Here is a 19642-nt window from a genome sequence, read left to right as displayed (position 1 = left end):
GCCGGGTCACGCCGGCGGTAACGCCCGACGCGCCACCAGCGACGGCACCCGGGGTTACGCCGACGGCAGGGGCCCTGCCGAGGGCGGCGGCGGGAGTCGCGACGACTATCGGGCGCGGCGCGACGCCGACCGTGGCGCTGATCGGTGCCAACGGGCACGGCGCGTGGCATCGGCGGCGGATTCTGTCGCTGGGTGACCGCGTGCGGCTGGTGGGGCTCGCCGACGTGCGGCCGTTGACGCCGCCCGCACCGGACGGGGTGCCGGTCTTCGCGGATCACCGCTCACTGCTGGCGGCGGTGCGGCCCGACATCGTGGTGATCTGCACGCCGCCGCACACCCATCTGAGCATCGCGCTGGACGCGATCGCCGCCGGATGCGACATTCTGCTGGAGAAGCCGCCGGTGGCGTCGCTGGCGGCGCATCGCACCCTGCTGGCCGCGCTGGCCTCCGCCGGGGTGGCCTGTCAGGTGGGATTTCAGGCGCTGGGTTCGGAGGCTTGGGTGCGATTCCGGGCCGCGCTTCCGTCGCTGGGGCCGCTGTCCGGGATCTCCGCGGCCGCGTCGTGGAAGCGGGACGACGACTACTACGCGCGGTCGCCGTGGGCGGGGCGCCGGGTGCTCGACGGGCGGCCGGTCATCGACGGCGCGCTGGCCAATCCCTTGGCGCACGCGGTGATGCAGGCGCTCGCCTCGGCGTCGGCGGCCGGTGCGGGCCGGCCGCGTCAGTTGTCCGTCGAGCGGTACCGGACGCGGCCCATCGACGTGGACGACACGGCGTTCGCGCGGATCACGTTCGACTCCGGGCTGGACGTCGTGGTGGCCGTGACCCTCGCCGGGGAGGACTTCATCGCCGGAGAGATCACCGCATCCGGCCCGGCCGGCTCGGCCGTCTTGGAATACCCGACGGACCGCCTGTCGCTGCCGGATTCCGCAACCGACCCGGCCCGGGAACGCCATCCTGCACCCGCGCCACCTGCCCACGCCGACGCCAGAGCCGCAGCCGTATCCGCAGCCGGGACCGCAGCCGGGACCGGGACCGCAGCCAGAGCCGGAGCCGGGACCGCAGCCGGGACCGGAACCGCAGCCGGAGCCGGAACCGCAGCCGGAACCGCAGCCGGAGCCGGAACCGCAGCCGGAGCCGGAACCGGGACGAGAGCCGGAGCCGGGACCGGGACCAACGCCGGAGCGGGAGCCGGAGGTTATCTGGCCGCGGGACCAGCGCCTTCACTGATCGACGTGCCCGGCCGCACCGACCTGCTGACCAACCTGCTCGACCATCGCGCCTCGGGCACGCCGCTGCTGGTCCCGCTGTCGGAGACCATCGACTTCACCACGATCCTCGAGGCGTTGACCATGCCTGAGCTGCCGCCGCCGCACCTGCTGAACAGCGACACGGTCGAGGTGGACGGCCCGAACCGCACGATCACCGGCATCAACGCGGTGATCCGTGCGGCGGCGTCGGAGCTGGCGCTGCCGTCCGAGCTCGGCGTGCCATGGGCGCGCCCACCGATCACCCGGCGACTGCCGGTCAGCTGAACCCGCAGCTGTGGCGGTCGCGTCAGCAAACGCCCGCAGCCATCCCGGCGCTTTCACCGACCGACTCTTATATGCTGAAATATCCGTTTCGTGCAGCTGTCCGACGGCTTCGCACCCGCGGGTGTCCCACTATCCGGACACACGCGACCGCATCGTGAGCGATCATCCGAATTGGACGGTCCGTTTGCCCATTTCACGGCATTTGCGGGGGCGCTTTTCTGCCGGATCCCGAGACCTTGGACAGTTACGCCCACATACGAGCCATAACTCTCCAAGGTCTCGAAAATGCCGCCTTGGACACCCGTACCGGAGACATCGAACAAGGATAAAACGTGACAAAGTACTCGGCCGGCACCCCGATAACCGAGGGCCGGCCGATTGATCGCCGAGCTAAGGCGCCGAGCTGAGGCGCCGAACTGAAGGCGCCGAGCTGAAGGCGCCGAGCTGAAGGCGCCGAACTGAAAGCGCCGAACTGAAAGCGCCGCGCTGAAAGCGCCGCGCGCGACCTACCCCACGTGGATCCAGACGTCGTCGAGGGCGCCGTGGAACTGGTCGTTGTTCTCGCCGGTGCCCTTGCCGCCGATGCTGAACGGCTGCGGGGTGTCGACCGACAACGTCTCCGGGATCGCGGTGCTCGCCTGCAACTTGTCGTCGACCACGATCGCCAGGGTCGCTCCGGTCCGGCGGCATTCGACCGCGTGCCACGTGCCGTCCGCGATCGACGTCCGGCTCCGCACCACATACAGCGATTTTTCCGATACGTCGCTCATGCCGCAGCTCGGCTTCCCGGACACCCCGTCCACCTGCAGTTTGTACTGCCCACCGCCGGTCGAATACCCCTTCTGCAGCACGTTCTCCCCGCTGGACGTCTCCGCCGGCGACAACAGCACCCCGGCGCCGTACCGCAGCGGCCGCTTGCCCGGGTTGAGGTCGGGCGTGTCCACCGCCTGCAGCACGAGCCGTGGGCAGCCCCGGCCGGTGCACTTGGGCGGGAACGCGAGCGCCTGCCCGCTCCCCTTCGTGACCAGCTTGATCGCCCCGCCGTTGCGGCTCACGGTGCGCAGCAGGTGGCCGTGCCCGGATCCGTCGTCGAAGGTGCCGTCCGCGATCGTGGTGTCGAAGTTGTACGACGCCGCGTAACCGGGGCCGGCCGCCGGCGTGGCCTCCTCACGGGGCGTGACGCCGTTGAAGGACACGTACCGTTTGCGGGTTGCCGCGCTGACCGTCGTGAAGTCACCGACCGCGCTGATCGCGCCGAGCGCCGGGCTGGCCGCGAGCTGGCGGGTGCCGACGACGCCGTTGGCCCGGGGCGCCCATTCCAGCAGGTTGCCGGTGGCGTCCACGGCGGCGAGCTTGCCGCGTTCGACCGAACCGTCCGTGCACACGCCCTTGATCCCGTTGTTCGTGGTGGTGCACGCCTTGTCGAAGTGCCCGCCCACATACACCGTGCCGTCCAGCACCGCGATGGCCTGCGCGTCCCCGTCGAACACCCGCGTCCACCGGGTCTGCCCGCCCGGCGCGTACGCCACCGCCCGGCCCCCTTGCCCGCCGAGCGCGGCATACACGCCGTTCGGGTCGGTGGCCAGCGCGAAGACCTGCGACACCGGCTTCGGAGCGAACCCCCGATCCAGTACGCCGGTGGCCGGGTCCACCGCGGCCAGGCGCAACGTGGAGGCGACGCTGTTGGTGCGATGGAACCGCCCGCCCAGGTAGACGCGCTCGTTCGTGGCCGCGAGGGCGTTCACCGAGTCGTCCGTGGTGGGGGCCCAGGCGTCCAGCGCGCCGGTACTGAGCGTGAAGGCGGCGAGGTTACCCCGCGGCACCCCGTCGACGGCGCTGATCCGCCCGCCGACGTAGAGCCGTCCGTTACCCGAGGCAAGGGCGACCGGCTGTCCGGTGAAGGTGTGCCGCAGCGAGGTGGGCAGCCCGCTGGTCGCGCCGATCCCGGCGACCTTGTCCCGTGCCTCGCCGTTGATCCGCTCGAAGTCGCCCGCCGCGTACACCACGTCGCCGGTGACGGCGAGAGCGCGTACGTTGGCATCGGCCGAAGGCCGCCAGTCGATCAGTTCGCCGGTGCGGGCGTGGAAGGCCGCGAGCCGGGTGCGCGGCACACTGCGACCGTTCACGATCGCGCGGGTGAAGCTGCCCCCCACGTAGACGGTGTCCCCCTGGTACGCGACGGCGTAGACCGGCCCGTCGAACGAGGGGGACGTGACGGGGTCACCGGTGACGACCTGGGCGAGGGCGGCACCGCCCCCGGCGACCGTCACGGCGGCGACGGCGATCAGCGATATCCGGCGTATCACACTTTTTCCGATGTAGCGCACAATGCTCGTTAACTACCGCCCCGCGCGCGAGGATGCGGCGCCGAACAGGTGGCAAATCTGCGCCGAAGGACGTACCCCGAATATGCTCGATCGATGAAGGGGAATGCCGCAATCGTGTTGGCGCTGGCCATGCTCGCGGCCGGCTGCTCGATCAAGGTCAGCCCGGACGCGGTCCCGGCGCCGATCAGCCTCGCCCCCACGCCCGCGGCCTCGGCCGGCGTCCCGAAATACGTGTGCAGCACCGCCTACAAGATCCTCACGGACGGCGCGGTACGCCTCGCCGCGGATCGGAGCCGGGCCGGCGAGACCCTCACCGGCATGGCCTCCGAACTGGACGCCGAGGCGGCCGGCACCGGCGACCCCGGCCTCCAGCAGGCGTTGCGCGACATGTCCGCGGACCTGACGGCCGGTGCGCAACGGGACGACCCATGGGCGTACGTGGAAGGGAATTTCACGACGGTGGGCCAGAAGCTGGACGGGCACTGCGGCTAAAGGAGGAAGTTCAGCACCAGGCCGAGCATGAACCGCGGCTGCTCCGCCCACACCCAGTGTCCGGAGTGGCGCACCACGGCGGACTGGACGTCGACGGCGTAGGTCCGTGCCTGCTCCCCGACCGACGCGCCGAGGCCGTGATCGGCGCCGACCGCGAGCACCGGCACGGTCAGCTTGTCCGTGCCCATGACGGCGACCTCGCGATTGTCGGCCGGGAACGCACGGAACCACTCGAAGCCGGCGCGCAGGTGGGCGGGGTCGCGCAGGGCACGGGCGTACAGGGCGGTGGTCTGGGGTGGGAAGACGTCCCGGCCGGCCGCGAGCCAGTCCTGAAGGCCGGCCACCCACTGGGTCTCGCGCCCGCGAACCGCCAGGCCGATCCCGGCGCTGCGGACGACGGCGAGCGGCGGGAAACCGTAGACGGTCGCGTCCGGGATCGGCGCCTCGGTCAGCACCAGCTTCCGGACGTCGGTGCGGTAGCTGCCGGCGTACGCGTAGGCGACCATGCTCCCGATGTCATGACCCACGAGATTAACTTCTTGCGTACGCCCGAGCGTGGCGAGCAGGGCGTGCACGTCCATGGCCATGGTGACCTTGTCGTAGCCGTCCGGCGGGGCACCGCTGCCGCCGGCGCCGCGCAGATCCGGGGCGACGATCGTGTAGTGGCGGCCGAGCAACGGCAGCACGGCGAACCAGGCGTACGAGGTCTCCGGGTAGCCGTGCAGCACCACCAGCGTGGGCCCGGTGCCGCCGATGACGTAGTGCATCCGGATCCCGTTGACGGTCACGTCGTGCGCCGCGAAGCCGGCCGGCGGAATCGGGTTGGCGGGCGCGGCCTCGGTCGGCGGCGTCGCGGCGACGTTGCCCCGGTGATACGCCGGGGTGAATGCTGCGACGAGGGCCGCCACCAGCAGCACAAACGTCACTCCACGTCGCCGGACCACCATGCGGGTGACGTTAGGAACATAGGCCGGTACCGACGTAGGCCATCTGACGGTCCGGCGGTGTGATCGCGCTTATACGCCGTTTCAGACGAGCAGGCTGAGCAGCATCACGCAGGCGAAGCCCACCACCGAGATGATCGTCTCCATCACCGACCACGTCTTGATCGTCTGGCCGACCGTCATCCCGAAATACTCCTTGACCAGCCAGAAGCCGGCGTCGTTGACGTGCGAGAAGAACAGCGACCCGGCGCCGATCGCCAGCGCCAGCAGCGACACCTCGGGTTTGTCCAGCGTGGCGGCGAGCGGCGCCACGATGCCCGCCGCGGTGATCGTCGCGACCGTGGCGGAGCCGGTGGCGACCCGGATGCCGACCGCGACCAGGAAGCCGAGCACGAGCGCGTTGAGGTTGGCGTCGCGGGCGGCGTCCGCGACCACGTCGCCCACGCCCGCGTCGACCAGGACCTGCTTGAACCCGCCGCCGGCCGCGACGATCAGCAGGATCCCGGCGATCGGCGGCAACGCTCCCCCGATCACGGCGGAGGTCTCCCGGCGGTCGAAGCCGGCGCGCTCGCCGAGGGTCCACATCGCCAGGAGTACGCCCAGGAGCAAGGCGACGGGCGGGTTGCCGAGCACGTCGAGGGCGCTGCGGAGCCGGTTGTCCTTGTCGAGGACGAGCTCGCCGATGCCGCGGGCCAGCATGAGCACGATGGGGAGCAGGACGGTGAGGACGGCCGGCCAGAATCCGGGGTTGCGGCGGGTGGACGGGCGGTTGTCCGCGGTTTCCGCCCTCAGGTCTTCGCTTCCCGGCCCGGTCCCCCTGCCCGACCCGGTCCCCCTGCCCGGCCCGGTCCCCACGCGCAGGTCCTCGTTGCCCGGGCCGGTTCCCAGGCTCGCGTTGGCCGGGGCCAGGAGCCGGGGCACTTCGAGGGGAACCCGCTTGGCGATCCAGTTCCCGAACACCGGCCCGGCGACGATCACGGTGGGGATCGCGCAGATCAGGCCGAACAGCAGCGTCAGCCCCAGATCGGCGTTCAGCGTGGCGACGGCGATCAGCGGTCCCGGGTGCGGGGGTACGAGACCGTGCAGCACGGAGAGGCCGGCCAGCGCGGGGATGCCGATCCGCAGCAGCCCGATGTCGGTGCGCTGGGCGACCAGCAGCACGACCGGGATCAGCAGCACGACGCCGACCTCGAAGAACAGCGGCAACCCGATCAGCGCCGCGACCCCGGCCATCGCCCACGGCAGCGCCGATCCGCTGACCCGGTCGACGATGCGCGAGACGATGCCGTCCGCGCCGCCCGACTCGGCGAGCAGCGCGCCGATCATCGAGCCGAGCGCGATGAGCAGGCCGACGCTGCCGACCGTGCTGCCGAGTCCGGTGGTGAACGACGTGACGGTGTCCCCCGGGGACGCGCCCGCGACCAGGCCCAGCACGGCCGAACCCATGATCAGGGCGAGGAACGGATGCCACTTGGCCCAGGCGATGAGCAGGATGACGGCCAGGATGCCGAGCACCGCGGCGAGGATGAGTTGTCCGGTTCCGGCGTCGGTGATGGCCTCCGCCGCGATCGTCGTCATGCGCGCGCGGTACCCGTTTTCGGCGATCTTTATGCATGGGTGTCGATGCCCGGGGAATTCGGAGGGCGAGCTCCCCGGGCATCGACGGTCAGCCGGCGAGTAACGACTTCACGCGCTGGGCGGTCGCGTCGGCGAGCACCTCGGGCAGACCCGCGGCGACACCGTCGAGGGCTACCCGCGCGACGCCGGCCGGGTCGACCTTCTGGTCGTCGGGGATGAAGCCGGCGAGGTCGGTGAACATCCAGCCCATGATCAGCGAGGTGACGGCGACGCCGTGCGGGGCGAGTTCCTCGCGTAGCGCGTCGGTGGCCGCCCAGCTCGCCGCCTTGGCCGCGTTGTGCGCGCCGAGCGGGCCCGCGTGATACCAGGCCAGTACGGACAGCGCGTTGAGGATCGCCCCGCCTCCGTTGGCCTCGATCACCGGCGCGAAGGCCCGGATCACCGTGAGCGGGGCGAAGTAGTTGACCTCCATCTCGCGGCGGATGTCGTCCATGGAAGCCGTGAGCACCGAGTTGGGACGCAGGGCGCCGGCGTTGTTGACCAGCAGGGTGACGTCGCCGGCGGTCTTCGCGGCGCGTTCGACGGCGGCCGGGTCGGTGATGTCGAGCTCAATCGGAACGGCGCCGGGTAGATCCAGCGTGTCCGGGTTGCGCACCCCGGCGTACACCTTGGCGCCTTGTTCGAGCAGCTGAGTGGCGAAGTGGCGGCCGAGGCCGCGGTTCGCGCCGGTGACCAGAGCAACGGAGTTCGTGATGTCCATGCCGATAGATTACGAGCATCATTTATCTAGGTCAAGGCGATAGATGACACATGCCATCTACACTTGCGTTCATGGGACGGGTATCGCAGGCGCAGGCGCAGGAGAACCGCAAACGCATCGTCGAGACCGCGGCCCGGCTGTTCCGCGAACGCGGCACCGCGGCGGTCAGCGTCGCCGACGTGATGGCCGAGGTCGGGCTGACGCACGGCGGGTTCTACAAGCACTTCGCCTCCAAGGACGCGCTGGTCACCGAGGCGATCGCCCAGGCGTACATCGAACAAACCACCCGCCTCGAAGGGTTCGGCCCCGCCGGCGACCCGGCAACCAGGCAGGCGGCACTCGACGACTACCTGTCCACCGCCCACCGCGACAACCCCGGCGTCGGATGCCCCTCCACGGGTTTCGGCGCCGACGTGGGACGCACCCCGCAGGACGCCACGGCCCGCGAGGCGTACGCGAAAGGGGTGGAAAGGTATGCCGCCCAGCTCGGCCCCGACGGCCTGGCCGCGCTGAGCACCATGGTCGGCGCCATGATCCTGTCCCGCGCGACAGCGGGCACCGCCCTCTCCGAACGCATCCTGGCCGAGGCGAAGGCCGCGGTGCTGGACGAGTAGGCGTCAGCGCCGTCCCGGGCGTCGGAGATCTCGACCGCGGGCGGCTCGGACCGGGCGCCGTCCGGCGCAGACCAGCGCCCGCCGCACGGCCAGTGCCCGCCGCACGGCCACTGCCCGCCACACGGCCACTGCCCGCCACACGGCCACTGCCCGCCACACGGCCACTGCCCGCCACACGGCCACTGCCCGTCACACGGCCAGTCCCACCGCACGGCTAGCGCTCACCGGGCGGCCAGTGCCCACCCCACGGTTGGCGTCGACGGTGCGGCACACGCAGTGGCTGGAAAACGCCATGCGCCCGCTCGCGCCGCGCATATCCGACATTTCCAGTGACCAGGATGGAGCTGCTGGCCGTGCCGCTGGGCCCGGCGAGTGACGCCGCTCGCGGAGCTTGCCACCGACCCGCCGGCCGCGACACGCCGGTCGCGACACGCGGGGCGCTTCCATTACGTGGGACTCGCGGCCACATACCGAGACCGGTGACCACATTCTGGACCCAGCGTCCGCGATGCGGGATGCACGTCCATTGTGGAGTAACTTTTGCCCGATAATGCGGCTTTCGCACGGCACGCTTTTCTTGCCAGATGTGAACCTTGGAGAGTTATGGCTCGTATGTGGGCGCAACTCTCCAAGGTTCACGAAAAGCCCACGATGTGACCGCGATATCCCACTAAGCGGGACCGCTCGCTACCGTCAGCTCACCACACGACCGACCGACGCCGATTTCGCCCCGAGACGAGTGGAAACGCTGAGCCGGTGCCGCCGGCCGAGACCGCGATCAAGCCGAGCCCGCGCCGCCAGCCGAGACCGCGATCAAGCCGAGCCCGCGCCGCCAGCCGAGACCGCGATCAAGCCGAGCCCGCGCCGCCAGCCGAGACCGCGATCAACCCGCCCGGCGACGTCAGCCGAGGGGGAGCCCGTCGCGCAACAGCCGCAAGGCCCTGGTGATCTTCTCGAGGTTGTGGCCCGAATAGTCGCCGTCCCCGACCGGGACCACCGCCAGCACCGCCCCGACGATCGCGCCGGCGAGCACCCGGGAGGAAAAATCGTCCTTCGCGAGCCCCTGCCGTTCGGCGATCACCTCGGCGAACATGCCGACCACCAGGACCGTCTGCTGCAGCACCCGGGCGCGCAGCTCCGGCACGGCCGCGAAGATCCGCTGCCGGCGCTGCTCGGCGGCCAGGTCGTCGGCGCTCATCTCGCCGAACACCTCGGTCATCGCGACGATCACCGCGTCGATCGGGTGCACGTCAGAGGCTTGGCGCCGGATGGCCGCGACCATCAGCGGGTCGTAGTCGTCGGTGAGCACGACGTCTTCCTTGGTCGGAAAGTACCGGAAGAACGTGCTCTGCGAGACCTCGGCCTCCTCGGCGATCTGGTCCACCGTGGTGGCCGCATACCCCTGTTCCTCGAACAGCCGCATCGCCGTCTCACGAATGGCGGACCGGGTCTTCGCCTTCTTGCGCTCCCGCAGCCCACCCGGCCGCCGCTCCCGTACGGCGGCTGGCCGTTCCCGCTGGTCCGAGGTCATACCCCTGATTCTGCCAGCACCTTTGCTTCGGGCACCAAAGGCGTGCGGGCCGGAAGGATCACCATCGCCAGCACCACCCCGACCGCGGCGATCGCTCCGGCCACGATCAGCGACATGTCCATGCCGTGGGTGAAGGCCGCCTGCACCGCGTGCAGCATGCCGGGATCCGTTGACGACGCCACGCCACTCGCGACGTTCTGCAGTGCCGAGTTGACGTCTTGAGTTGACATGTTGACGTGTTGACTTGACTGGATCGTGTCGATGCTGTCCATCAATGTGGATCGGTACGTCGAGTTGATGACGGTCCCCAGCACGGCCACCCCGATCGCGCCGCCCACCTGACGCATGGCCTGCAGCAGCGCGTTGCCGACGCCACTGCGGGCGGGGGTCAGCGCACCGAGCGCCGCGTCCATCGACGGCGGCAGCGTCAGCCCGAGCCCGAGACCGGCCAGCGTGATCCACCCGGCGATGAACCCGTACCCGGACGAGACCCCGGTGCCCGCCCCGACGAACGACGCCACCGCGATCAGCGCGAGCCCCGAGGCGATCACCCCGCGCGTGCCGATCCGGCGCCCGAGCCGTTCGGAGCTCCGCGCGCCGGCCATCAGCCCACCGATCACCGGCAGCAGCCGCAGCCCCGAGCCGAACGCGTCCTGCCCGCCGACCGCCGAGAACAACTGCGGCAGCGAGAACAGCAGCCCGAGCATCGCGAAACTGGCCACGGTCGCGAGCACCGCCCCACCGGTGAAGCGCCGTGAACGGAACAACGCGAGGTCGACCAGCGGTTCGGCGGACCGGCGCTGCCACGCGACGAAGCCGAGCAGCAGCACGATCCCGGCGAGCAGCGTGGCCAGCGATCGTGCGTCGGTCCAGCCACGACCACCGGCTTCGATGATCCCGTACGTCACCCCGACCAGCCCGGCCGCCGACAGCACGACACCGAGCGGGTCGAACCGCCGTCCCTGCTCGCCGCGCGACTCGGGCAGCCACATCACGATGGCGACCGCCCCCGCGACCACCACCGGCACGTTGATCAGGAACACCGACCCCCACCAGAAGTTGTCCAGCAGCCACCCGCCGAGCAGCGGCCCGAGCGGAATCCCGAGCGCGCTCGCGGTCACCCAGACCCCCATGGCCCGGCCGCGCTCCTTGTCGTCGAACAGCACGACCAGCACCGCCCCCGACAGCGGCATGATCACCGCCGCCCCGAGCCCGAGCGCCGCCCGCGCCGCGATGAGCTGCCCGGAGCTCTGGGCGTACGCGCAGGCCACCGACGCCGCCCCGAACAGCATCAGCGCCCCGATCAGCAGCCGCCGCCGCCCGAGCCGGTCCCCGAGCAGCCCCGCCGGCAGCAGCACCGCCGCGAGCACCAGCAGGTAGGCGGTGGTGAACCACTGAAGATCCCCGGTGGACGCGTGCAGATCCCGCGCCAGCGTCGGCAGCGCAACGCTGAGCACGGTCGTATCCAGCCCGACCGCCAGCGTGCTCAACGCCAGCGCCCCGAGCGCAAACCACCGCCCCCGCTCCCCCAGCACCCCACCGCGCCCACCGCCGCCCGACCGGCCCCCAAACCGACCGCCCCCGGCAGCACGGGCACCCGGCTCACCGCCGCCCGCACCCGAACCACCCGCGACCCCACCACCCGCGCCGGCACCACCCGCGCCGGCAACACCCGAAGCCGCACCACCCGCGACCGCGTTGCCGGCACCCGCGTGACCCGCACCCCAACCGTCCTCGCCGACACCGCGCGCAGCTACACCTCCCCCGGCCAACGCGCCCGCACCCGCCACCGCACCGCGCGCAGCCACACCACCCGCAGCCAACGCACCCCCACCCGCAGCCAACGCACCCCACCCGCACCATCGACACCACCCGCGACCGCAGGGCCTGCACCGGCGGCACCCGCGCGGCCCGCACCCGAACCGTCCTCGCCGACACCGCGCGCAGCTACACCTCCCGCGGCCAACGCGCCCGACCCCGCCACCGCACCGCGCGCAGCCACACCACCCGCAGCCAACGCACCCACACCCGCGCCATCGACACCACCCGCGACCACACTGCCCGCACTCGCAGTGCTCGCGCTCGCAGTGCTCGCACCCCGACCGTCCTCGACGACACCGCGCGCAGCCGCACCACCATCGCCCGGGTCGCCCACGCCTACGCCATCAGCACCACCTGCGCCCAGAGCACCGGCAACCGCAGCGCGCGCAACCCCACCACCCACGCCCAGACCACCCGCAACCGCAGCACGCGCAACCCCACCACCCACGCCCGCACCGCCCGCAACCGCAGCACGCGCATCCGCACCACCCGCGCCCGGACCCCCGGGCGCCCCCGCCGAACCCGATGTGAAAGTAACCATATTTTGACAGTAGCTCGAAACTGGTAGCTGCTGTCAAGTTCTATGATGGCGAGCGTGATCGACGACGACGTTCCCGCTTTCCTCGCTCGCCTCGGGCTGCCGGGGCTGGCCGATGTGCACACCCACTTCCTGCCCGAGCGCATGCAGCGCCGCGTCTGGGCCCACTTCGACGAGGGCGCGCCGCTCATCGGACGGGAGTGGCCGATCACCTACCGTGGCACCGAGCTGGAGAGGATCAAGACCCTCAACGACCTGGGCGTACGCACGTTCTCCGCGCTCGCCTACGCCCACCGCCCGCGGATGGCCGCCGATCTCAACGACTGGACGCTCGACTTCGCGGCGCGTACCGAGGGGTGCCTGCCCAGTGCCACGTTCTTTCCGGAGGACGGTGTGGTGGCGTACACCCGCAAGGCTCTTGACCGTGGGGCCTTGATCTTCAAGGTGCATCTGCAGGTCGGCGGCTTCGATCCGGGCACTGCCGAGCTGGACGGCGTCTGGGGACTGCTGGCCGAGGCGGGGGTGCCGGTCGTGGTGCACGCGGGGTCGGGGCCGGTGCCGGCGGTGTTCACCGGGCCGGGGCCGATCGGGGCGGTGCTCGCGCGGCATCCGCGGCTGGCCGTGGTGATCGCGCACGCCGGCGCGCCCGAGTACGAGGATTTCCTGGGCATCGCGGAGCGCTACGAGCGGGTGCGGCTCGACACCACGATGGCTTTCACCGATTTCTTCGAGGCCGAAGCGCCTTATCCGGCGGCGCTGCTACCCCGGCTGCGCGAGCTCGGACTGGCCGGAAAAGTGTTGCTCGGCAGCGATTTCCCGAACATTCCCTATCCGTACGCGCATCAGCTCGAGGCGCTCGCGCGGCTCGAACTCGGTGACGATTGGCTGCGCGCGGTCTGCTGGTCGAACGCCCGGGCACTGTTTCCGGACGCGCCGCGCGGGTGAATTTGCGCGATTGCCGTGCGCGGGCATGTCACGATCATGTACGCACGCGCCGGGTCGTGGAAGGGAGCCGGTCAAATGAAGAAAGCAGTCGGCTGGATTCTGCTTATTCTGCTCATCTTTTATGTCGGCACGAATCCGGGCCCGGCCGCGGACATCGCCCGCGGCCTGGGCGACGGGATCGCGGAGGCGTTCAACAACATCGGCGTCTTCCTCCGCAACCTCGCCTCCTGAGCAGCTCCCGGACCGCTACTTGGTCGCCGGCGTGCCCGCCGCCAGCTCACTCGCGAGCACCGTCCCGACCGGCACGCGGCCGCGCGTCACCCGCCGCGCCACGACACCGGCGACGAGCGCCGCCACGAAGAACACGCTGAACACGATCGCCCCGGTGTCCAGGCCGGACATCAGCCCGTGCCCGGTCACCACCCAGCCGAGCACCGGCGCGGCGATGCCCTGCATGGCGTACCCGACCAGGTAACCCCCGGAGGTCATGCTGGCCCGGTGGTGCGCCGCCGCGTACTTGCTGAAGACCGTCAGCCCGCCCGCGAAGTTGAACGAGTATGCCGCGCCCGCGATCGCCGACGCGATGAAGAACAGCAGCAGCGAGTGCGCTGACCCGGTCGCCACGTAGAGCCACACGGCGACCAGCGACGCGGCCGCACCGAGGATCACCAGCGTCCACTCACCGAGCCGCCGGGCGTATACCGAGGCGAGCACGATGCACAGCGCGAACACCGCCAGCAACGCCCCGGTGACCAGCGCGTTCGTGGACCCGGCGAGCTGCTCGGCGATCTTCGCGCCCAGCGGCAGCACGATCGCGCCCAGCATGAAGGCCGACGCGAAGGCGATCACCCCGGCGAAGAACGTGCCCCGGCTGCCGCGCGGGATGACGATCGCCCGGACCCGCCAGCGCTGCTTCGTCTCCGCCCGGGTGTGCCGCGGCAGCCCCAGGATCAGCACTGCCATCACGGCGATCACCACCGCCAGGACGACGAAGTTCAGGCGCAACGGTGCCGGGGCGTACTGGGTCAGCAATCCACCGACCAGCATCGCCAGCGCGATGCCCAGCGCCGAGATGCCGGTCGCGACCACGCTGGCCCGCTTCTCCTGGCCCTCCTTGCTGAACTCGACCATCGCCACGCTCGCCGGGCTCAGCGACAGGCCGACCCCTATGCCCATGAACGCCCGGCCGATCAGCAGCCACGCCACGTCGTGCGCGAACACGAAGAACAGCACCCCGATCAGCTCGGCCAGCAGGCCCAGCACCATCGAGGCCCGCCGGCCGATGTGATCGGAGATGTCCCCGAGCAGGATCAGCACCGGGATCAACGCGATCGGGTATGCCGCGAAGATCCACGTGATCGTCGTCGTCGAGATACCCCAGTCCGCCTGGTAGAGCGGATACACCAGGGTCGGGCAGGCACTGGTCCACAACGCGAGCGCGACGACGGCACCGGCCAGCCAGAAACTGGTCCGGGCCCGGAATACAGGCATGGGTACTCCCAGAAAAGACGTTGCTGAGTTGCGCGTTGCAAGCTAGCTGATCTGAGTGGCTTCCTGCAACTCATCCCGGCTACGCTGGCAGTCATGGGCAAGGCACTGGGCAAGGACGCGACGTGCTCGATCGCGCGATCCCTCGACGTGGTCGGCGACTCCTGGACGCTGCTGATCGTCCGTGAGGCGCTGGTCACCGGTGCGACACGCTTCCAGGACTTCCGCGACTCGCTGGGCATCGCGTCGAACATCCTGACCGGCCGGCTCGCGGCGCTGGTCGACGAGGGATTGATGGAACGCCGCACGTATCAGGAGTCCGGCAGCCGCCCCCGCGACGAGTACGTGCTGACCGAGGCGGGCCTCAGCCTCAGCACGGTGATCGCCGCCCTCAGTGACTGGGGACGCACGTACCGGCCGCGCCCCGACGGAACGTCACCGCAGTTCAGTGACGCGGAGTCCGGGGAGCCGGCGCGCCTGGCGTTCGTCACCGGGAACGGCGAGTTCGCGTCGCCGGCCGCCATGGTCGCGCGACGCCGTCCCGACTACCCGGAAGCCGCCTAGGACGACCAAGTCCTAAGCCGAGTCAGTGGCCGTAGGCGAATCAGCGATCTGATCGCCGTCCCTCCGCTGGCCCCCGCCACCCCGTCTCGCATATCCGACATTTCTTGAGATTTGCCAGATCGGCTGGGCCGCTGGACAGGCGGGCTCAGCGGGCGGCCGTGCGGCGCTTCCATTCCGTGAGACGGGTGACCGCCTGCTGAGACCCGCGCCCGCATCATGGACCCACCGTCCGCGATGTGGGACCAGCGTCCACTGTAGAGAGTATTTTTGTCACGTAATAAGGCTTTCGCCCGGCCGCTTTTCCGGCCGAATGTGAACCTTGGAGAGTTATGGCTCGTATGTGGGCGCAACTCTCCAAGGTTCACAAAAATCACGATGTGACCGCGGTGTCCACATAGCGGGACGCCCGGCCGCGAACGCATCAGACGGTACGGGCCAGCCGGTCGGCGAGGAGTTTCGCGAAGCGGGCCGGGTCGTCGAGGTCGCCACCTTCGGCGAGCAGCGCGGTCCCGTACAGCAGCTCGGCGGTTTCACCCAGCGCGGGGTCGTCGGCGCGTGCCTCGTGCGCCGAGCGCAAGCCACCGACCAGCGGGTGTCCGGGGTTGAGCTCGAGGATCCGCTTGACCCGGGGCGCGTCCTGGCCTATCGCGCGGTACATCTTCTCCAGCGCCGGCGTGATGTCGTCGTTGTCGCTGACCAGGCAGGCCGGCGACGTGGTCAGGCGGTGGCTGAGGCGGACGTCCTTGACCTGCTCGGACAGGTTCTCCTTGAGGAACGTGAGCAGCGGCGCGAAGTCGCCTTCGGGCTCGGGGGTCGAGTCGTCCGACGGCAGGTCGACCGAGCCGCGGGCGATCGACTGCAGCTTCTTGCCGTCGAAGTCGGGCACCGCCTCGACCCAGATCTCGTCGACCGGGTCGGTGAGCACGAGCACCTCGTAGCCCTGCGCCGCGAACGCCTCCATGTGCGGCGAGTTCTCCACCTGGGAACGGGACTCCCCGGTCAGGTAGTAGATCTCCTCCTGGCCTTCCTTCATTCTTTCCACGTACGCTGTGAGGGTCGTGGGCTCGTCGCCGGCGGTGGACGCGAAGCTGGCGACCTCGAGGATGGCCTTCTGGTTGTCGGGGTCGTTGAGCAGGCCCTCCTTGAGCGCCTTGCCGAACTCGCGCCAAAACGTCGCGTACTTCTCCGGGTTGTTCGCCCGCAGGTCCTTGATGGTGGACAGCACCTTCTTGACCAGCCGGCGGCGGATCATCTGGATGTGCCGGTCCTGCTGCAGGATCTCGCGGGAGATGTTGAGCGACAGGTCGGCCGCGTCCACCACGCCCTTGACGAAGCGCAGGTAGTCGGGGATCAGCTCCTTGCTGTCGTCCATGATGAACACGCGCTTGACGTAGAGCTGCAGGCCACGGCGGGCGTCGCGCTGGAACAGGTCGTGCGGCGCGCGCGAGGGCAGGAACAGCAGCGCCTCGTACTCGAAGGTGCCCTCGGCCCGCATGTTGATGATCTCGAGCGGGTCGGTCCAGTCGTGGCTGATGTGCCGGTAGAACTGGTGGTACTCCTCGTCGGAGACCTCGCTGCGGGGGCGCGCCCACAGCGCCTTCATCGAGTTGAGCGTCTCGTCGCCCATCTTGATGGGGAACGCGATGAAGTCCGAGTACTTCTTGACGATCTCGCGGATCTTCCAGTCTGCGGTGTAGTCGAAGAGCGCGTCCTCCTCGTCGGAGGGCCGCAGATGCACCACCACGGTGGTGCCGACCGGCGCGTCCGGGGCGTCGTCGATCGTGTACGTGCCCTCGCCCTCGGACTCCCAGCTCGTGCCGTGGCCCTCGGTGCCGGCCTTGCGCGTGGTCAGCGCGACCTTGTCGGCGACCATGAACGTCGAGTAGAACCCGACGCCGAACTGTCCGATCAGCTCCGGGCGGTCCTTCGCCTCGGTCACCTTGCGCAACAGCTCGGCGGTGCCGGACTTGGCGATCGTGCCGATCAGCTCGACGACCTCCTCGCGGGTCATGCCGATCCCGTTGTCGCGCACGGTGAGGGTGCGCGCGTCGGCGTCCACCTCCAGCTCGATGTGGAGGTCTTTCGCGTCGGCTTCGAGGCCGTCCTGCAGGATCGCCAGCCGCAGCTTGTCCAGCGCGTCCGAGGCGTTCGAGATCAGCTCGCGCAGGAAGATGTCCTTGTTCGAGTAGATCGAGTGGACCATCAGTTGCAGCAGCTGCCGCGCCTCGGCCTGGAACTCCAGCGTCTCCATCGCATGCACTCCCATAGATCACGGACCGTCGCGTCCGCCCAGATCGTATGACCCGAGCGTGACCGATGCCGCACCGAGGGCTGCACGTCCCTCCTAAGCTCGTGTTTCTCCGGTTTCGCCCCCGCTCAGCAGCCCGGTCCGGCGGCGCGCCCGCCGACGACACGGTAGGCGCGGACGTCGCCCTCGATGTATCCGGCAAGATCGGCCATGGTGCGCGGGGTGTCTCCGGTGACGCCGGTGTACGCGATGATCGCCTGGTCGACGGCGCGGCAGGTGGCGTGCTGGGCGATCAGTTCCGCCGGCCGCTTCATCTGCTCCGGATTTAACGCTAAGTAAGATATCCCGGCAACACTCAGGGTGACGACTGCGGACGTGACTACGTGGCTCAGGTGCATTGATGCACTGTAGGAAGGATTACTTCCGGTAACGACCGTCCGATCGGCTCGTTCCTGATCACCGTGCGTATTGTCCGACCTCCGCGCGGAGAAATTCCAGGATCATTGCTTGCGTACGCCCGTACGCCGGGTTATCGGGGTGCAGATACTGACCGTGACCTTCGTGACGGATGGTGACGAAGCGTTTGGTGGGCCAGGGCACCTGTTCGTAGGCGGCGCGGCCTGCGGCGATCGGCACGACCGGGTCGTCGTCGCCGTGCAGGAACAGCGTCGCCACCGCCGGTCCGCCCATCGGCTCGTCGGGTGCGCGCCCGGCGATGCAGATCGCGGCCTTGATCCCCGGGTCGTGCCCGCGGCCGAGCAGCCCGAGCGTCGTGGTCCCGCCGGCCGAGAACCCGATCACGGCTATCCGTCCGGCGTCGACGTGCTCCGCGAGCGGGCCGTTCGTGGCGACTTCGCGGAGCACGTACGCCGCGTCGGCCGGCTGGTTGCCGACGTCCTCGCGCCGTACGTCGACGAGCGCGTTGGTGTGCGGGTAGGCGGGCGCGACCACGACGTACCCGGCGGCCGCCCACGCCTCGGTGAGCGCGGCGAAGTGCTCCGGCAGGCCGCCGAGCCCGTGGCTGAACAGGATGACCGGACGCCGCCCCGCGGGCCGCGCCGGATACCAGACCGGTGGTCGGCAGGAGGCGCCCGCCGCGGGCGAACGCGAGCGTGCGGGTGAGTACCGCGAGGTCGGCCGCCGCGTGCGCCGTTGTGGCACACCCGGCCAGCAGCACCGCGATGGCCGCCACCGTCCCGAGTTTGCGCACGTCATCAGGCTAGGAACGGATTCCCGCGCCGGACATCGCCGGAACGGGCGGCGGTGCTCACTCACTTTCCAGGGGCTTTACGGGCCGGGCAGCCGTTCCATACCGTGGTGACACAGAGCAACGGTTCCCACACGCTGGAGGATTCCCATGCGTCGTGCCGCTGTCCTACTCGCCCTCGTCCTGGCCGGTCTCTGGATCGCCTCCCCCGCCCAGGCCTTCGCGCACAACAGTGTCCACAATTCCACGTTCCACGCCGTCCTCGACGCGTTGACGCTGCTCGTGGTATCGGCGCCGGTCTGGACGGCCCTGCTGTGGAGCGGCCGCAGCCGTTGGTGGCTGGCCGGCCTGGTCGCGATCGTGCAGATCCCGGTCGCGGTGATCGGCTTCGTCCCGATCGTCAACCCGTACCTGCACCTGACACTCTTCGTGATCGCGCTGGTCCTCACCGCCGTGTCCCTGCGCATCGTGCGCACCCAGGCGCGGCTGAGCTCGACGGCCGCGCTCCGCTCGGCAAGCACAGCCCCCCGTTAACCCGCGGCGCGCCGACTCAGGTGTGGGGACCCGCAACCCCACCGCCGATACTCCCCACACCGGCCGCACCGCCACCCGGTGTGGGGACCGGCAACCCTCCGACCGCCGCCACTCCCCACACCCGCCGCACCGCCAACCCGGTGTGGGAACCGGCAACCCTCCAGGCGCCCAAACTCCCCACACCGACGCGCGGCTCACCCTGGTGTGGGAACCTGCCACCCTCCCACCGCCGCCACTCCCCACACCCGCCGCACCGCCACCCGGTGTGGGAACCGGCAACCCTCCAGGCGCCCAAACTCCCCACACCGACGCGCGGCTCACCCTGGTGTGGGAACCTGCCACCCTCCCACCGCCGCCACTCCCCACACCCAGCGCACCACCACCCCGGTGTGGGAACCGGCAACCCTCCAGGCGCCCAAACTCCCCACACCGACGCGCGGCTCACCCTGGTGTGGGAACCTGCCACCCTCCCACCGCCGCCACTCCCCACGCCCAGCGCACCATCGCCCGGTGTGG

Annotated in this window: 18 protein-coding genes; 7 read left to right on the top strand and 11 right to left on the bottom strand. The window is 70.2% G+C overall.

What is annotated here, in order from left to right; genetic code table 11:
• The first annotated feature begins 131 nt into the window (after positions 1–131).
• A complete protein-coding gene (locus tag HH310_RS44090) occupies positions 132–1535 on the top strand; it encodes a Gfo/Idh/MocA family oxidoreductase (RefSeq protein WP_312034334.1) in 1404 nt (467 codons plus the stop codon).
• Between the two features lie 506 nt (positions 1536–2041).
• On the opposite strand, the gene HH310_RS26605 is transcribed toward HH310_RS44090, so the two are convergent.
• Positions 2042–3841, bottom strand: coding sequence for a LamG-like jellyroll fold domain-containing protein (locus HH310_RS26605; RefSeq protein ID WP_312034333.1), 1800 nt, complete (start codon positions 3839–3841; stop codon positions 2042–2044).
• Positions 3842–3955: 114 nt separating this feature from the next.
• On the opposite strand from HH310_RS26605, the gene HH310_RS26600 reads away from it, so the two are divergent.
• Positions 3956–4354: a hypothetical protein gene (locus HH310_RS26600; RefSeq protein ID WP_169178387.1), complete on the top strand. Its 399-nt coding sequence runs from the start codon at positions 3956–3958 to the stop codon at positions 4352–4354.
• Here the strand turns inward: HH310_RS26600 and HH310_RS26595 are convergent.
• The 3 genes from HH310_RS26595 to HH310_RS26585 form a co-directional block, all read right to left on the bottom strand.
• On the bottom strand, positions 4351–5301 hold the full coding sequence (locus HH310_RS26595; protein WP_248294440.1) for an alpha/beta fold hydrolase: 951 nt from the start codon (positions 5299–5301) through the stop codon (positions 4351–4353). The genes HH310_RS26600 and HH310_RS26595 overlap by 4 nt on opposite strands.
• Before the next feature lie 81 nt (positions 5302–5382).
• Positions 5383–6876, bottom strand: coding sequence for a GntP family permease (locus HH310_RS26590; protein ID WP_169178386.1), 1494 nt, complete (start codon positions 6874–6876; stop codon positions 5383–5385).
• Between the two features lie 88 nt (positions 6877–6964).
• Positions 6965–7636, bottom strand: a complete 672-nt coding sequence (locus HH310_RS26585) for an SDR family oxidoreductase (RefSeq protein ID WP_169178385.1) — start codon at positions 7634–7636, stop codon at positions 6965–6967.
• A 71-nt stretch (positions 7637–7707) separates the two neighbouring features.
• Between HH310_RS26585 and HH310_RS26580 the strand changes: the two genes are divergently transcribed.
• Positions 7708–8250, top strand: a complete 543-nt coding sequence (locus tag HH310_RS26580) for a TetR/AcrR family transcriptional regulator (protein ID WP_169178384.1) — start codon at positions 7708–7710, stop codon at positions 8248–8250.
• 901 nt (positions 8251–9151) lie between these two features.
• Here the strand turns inward: HH310_RS26580 and HH310_RS26575 are convergent.
• The 3 genes from HH310_RS26575 to HH310_RS26565 all read right to left on the bottom strand — a co-directional run bounded on the left by HH310_RS26575 (position 9152) and on the right by HH310_RS26565 (position 12082).
• Positions 9152–9781 carry a TetR family transcriptional regulator gene (locus tag HH310_RS26575; RefSeq protein ID WP_169178383.1) on the bottom strand — a complete coding sequence of 210 codons (630 nt, stop codon included), beginning with the start codon at positions 9779–9781 and terminating at the stop codon, positions 9152–9154.
• Positions 9778–11316 carry a DHA2 family efflux MFS transporter permease subunit gene (locus tag HH310_RS26570; protein WP_312034332.1) on the bottom strand — a complete coding sequence of 513 codons (1539 nt, stop codon included), beginning with the start codon at positions 11314–11316 and terminating at the stop codon, positions 9778–9780. The genes HH310_RS26575 and HH310_RS26570 overlap by 4 nt, the downstream gene beginning before the upstream one ends.
• A 622-nt stretch (positions 11317–11938) precedes the next feature.
• Positions 11939–12082 carry a hypothetical protein gene (locus tag HH310_RS26565; RefSeq protein WP_169178382.1) on the bottom strand — a complete coding sequence of 48 codons (144 nt, stop codon included), beginning with the start codon at positions 12080–12082 and terminating at the stop codon, positions 11939–11941.
• 103 nt (positions 12083–12185) lie between these two features.
• On the opposite strand from HH310_RS26565, the gene HH310_RS26560 reads away from it, so the two are divergent.
• Positions 12186–13085, top strand: a complete 900-nt coding sequence (locus tag HH310_RS26560) for an amidohydrolase family protein (protein WP_169178381.1) — start codon at positions 12186–12188, stop codon at positions 13083–13085.
• Between the two features lie 75 nt (positions 13086–13160).
• The gene (locus HH310_RS26555; RefSeq protein ID WP_169178380.1) at positions 13161–13316 is read left to right on the top strand and encodes a hypothetical protein; all 156 of its coding nucleotides are present in this window, start codon (positions 13161–13163) and stop codon (positions 13314–13316) included.
• Positions 13317–13331: 15 nt separating this feature from the next.
• On the opposite strand, the gene HH310_RS26550 is transcribed toward HH310_RS26555, so the two are convergent.
• Positions 13332–14576 (bottom strand): MFS transporter, encoded by a 1245-nt coding sequence (locus HH310_RS26550; protein ID WP_169178379.1) that lies wholly within the window; start codon positions 14574–14576, stop codon positions 13332–13334.
• Between the two features lie 93 nt (positions 14577–14669).
• On the opposite strand from HH310_RS26550, the gene HH310_RS26545 reads away from it, so the two are divergent.
• The gene (locus HH310_RS26545; RefSeq protein ID WP_169178378.1) at positions 14670–15137 is read left to right on the top strand and encodes a helix-turn-helix domain-containing protein; all 468 of its coding nucleotides are present in this window, start codon (positions 14670–14672) and stop codon (positions 15135–15137) included.
• A 421-nt stretch (positions 15138–15558) separates the two neighbouring features.
• Here HH310_RS26545 and htpG read toward each other — a convergent pair whose 3' ends face one another.
• The 3 genes from htpG to HH310_RS26530 all read right to left on the bottom strand — a co-directional run bounded on the left by htpG (position 15559) and on the right by HH310_RS26530 (position 18546).
• Positions 15559–17388 (bottom strand): molecular chaperone HtpG, encoded by a 1830-nt coding sequence (gene htpG / locus HH310_RS26540; RefSeq protein ID WP_169178377.1) that lies wholly within the window; start codon positions 17386–17388, stop codon positions 15559–15561.
• Between the two features lie 125 nt (positions 17389–17513).
• The gene (locus tag HH310_RS26535; protein ID WP_169178376.1) at positions 17514–17783 is read right to left on the bottom strand and encodes a hypothetical protein; all 270 of its coding nucleotides are present in this window, start codon (positions 17781–17783) and stop codon (positions 17514–17516) included.
• A gap of 58 nt (positions 17784–17841) precedes the next feature.
• Entirely contained in the window at positions 17842–18546 is a 705-nt protein-coding gene (locus tag HH310_RS26530) for a dienelactone hydrolase family protein (protein ID WP_169178375.1), read from the bottom strand.
• 196 nt (positions 18547–18742) lie between these two features.
• Between HH310_RS26530 and HH310_RS26525 the strand changes: the two genes are divergently transcribed.
• Positions 18743–19126, top strand: a complete 384-nt coding sequence (locus HH310_RS26525; RefSeq protein ID WP_169178374.1) for a hypothetical protein — start codon at positions 18743–18745, stop codon at positions 19124–19126.
• The last annotated feature ends 516 nt before the right edge of the window (positions 19127–19642 follow it).

Source organism: Actinoplanes sp. TBRC 11911 (assembly GCF_012933445.1).
GTDB lineage: Bacteria > Actinomycetota > Actinomycetes > Mycobacteriales > Micromonosporaceae > Actinoplanes.
The sequence above is the reverse complement of the archived record's forward strand: the minus strand, read 5'-3'. Positions and strand labels throughout refer to the sequence as shown.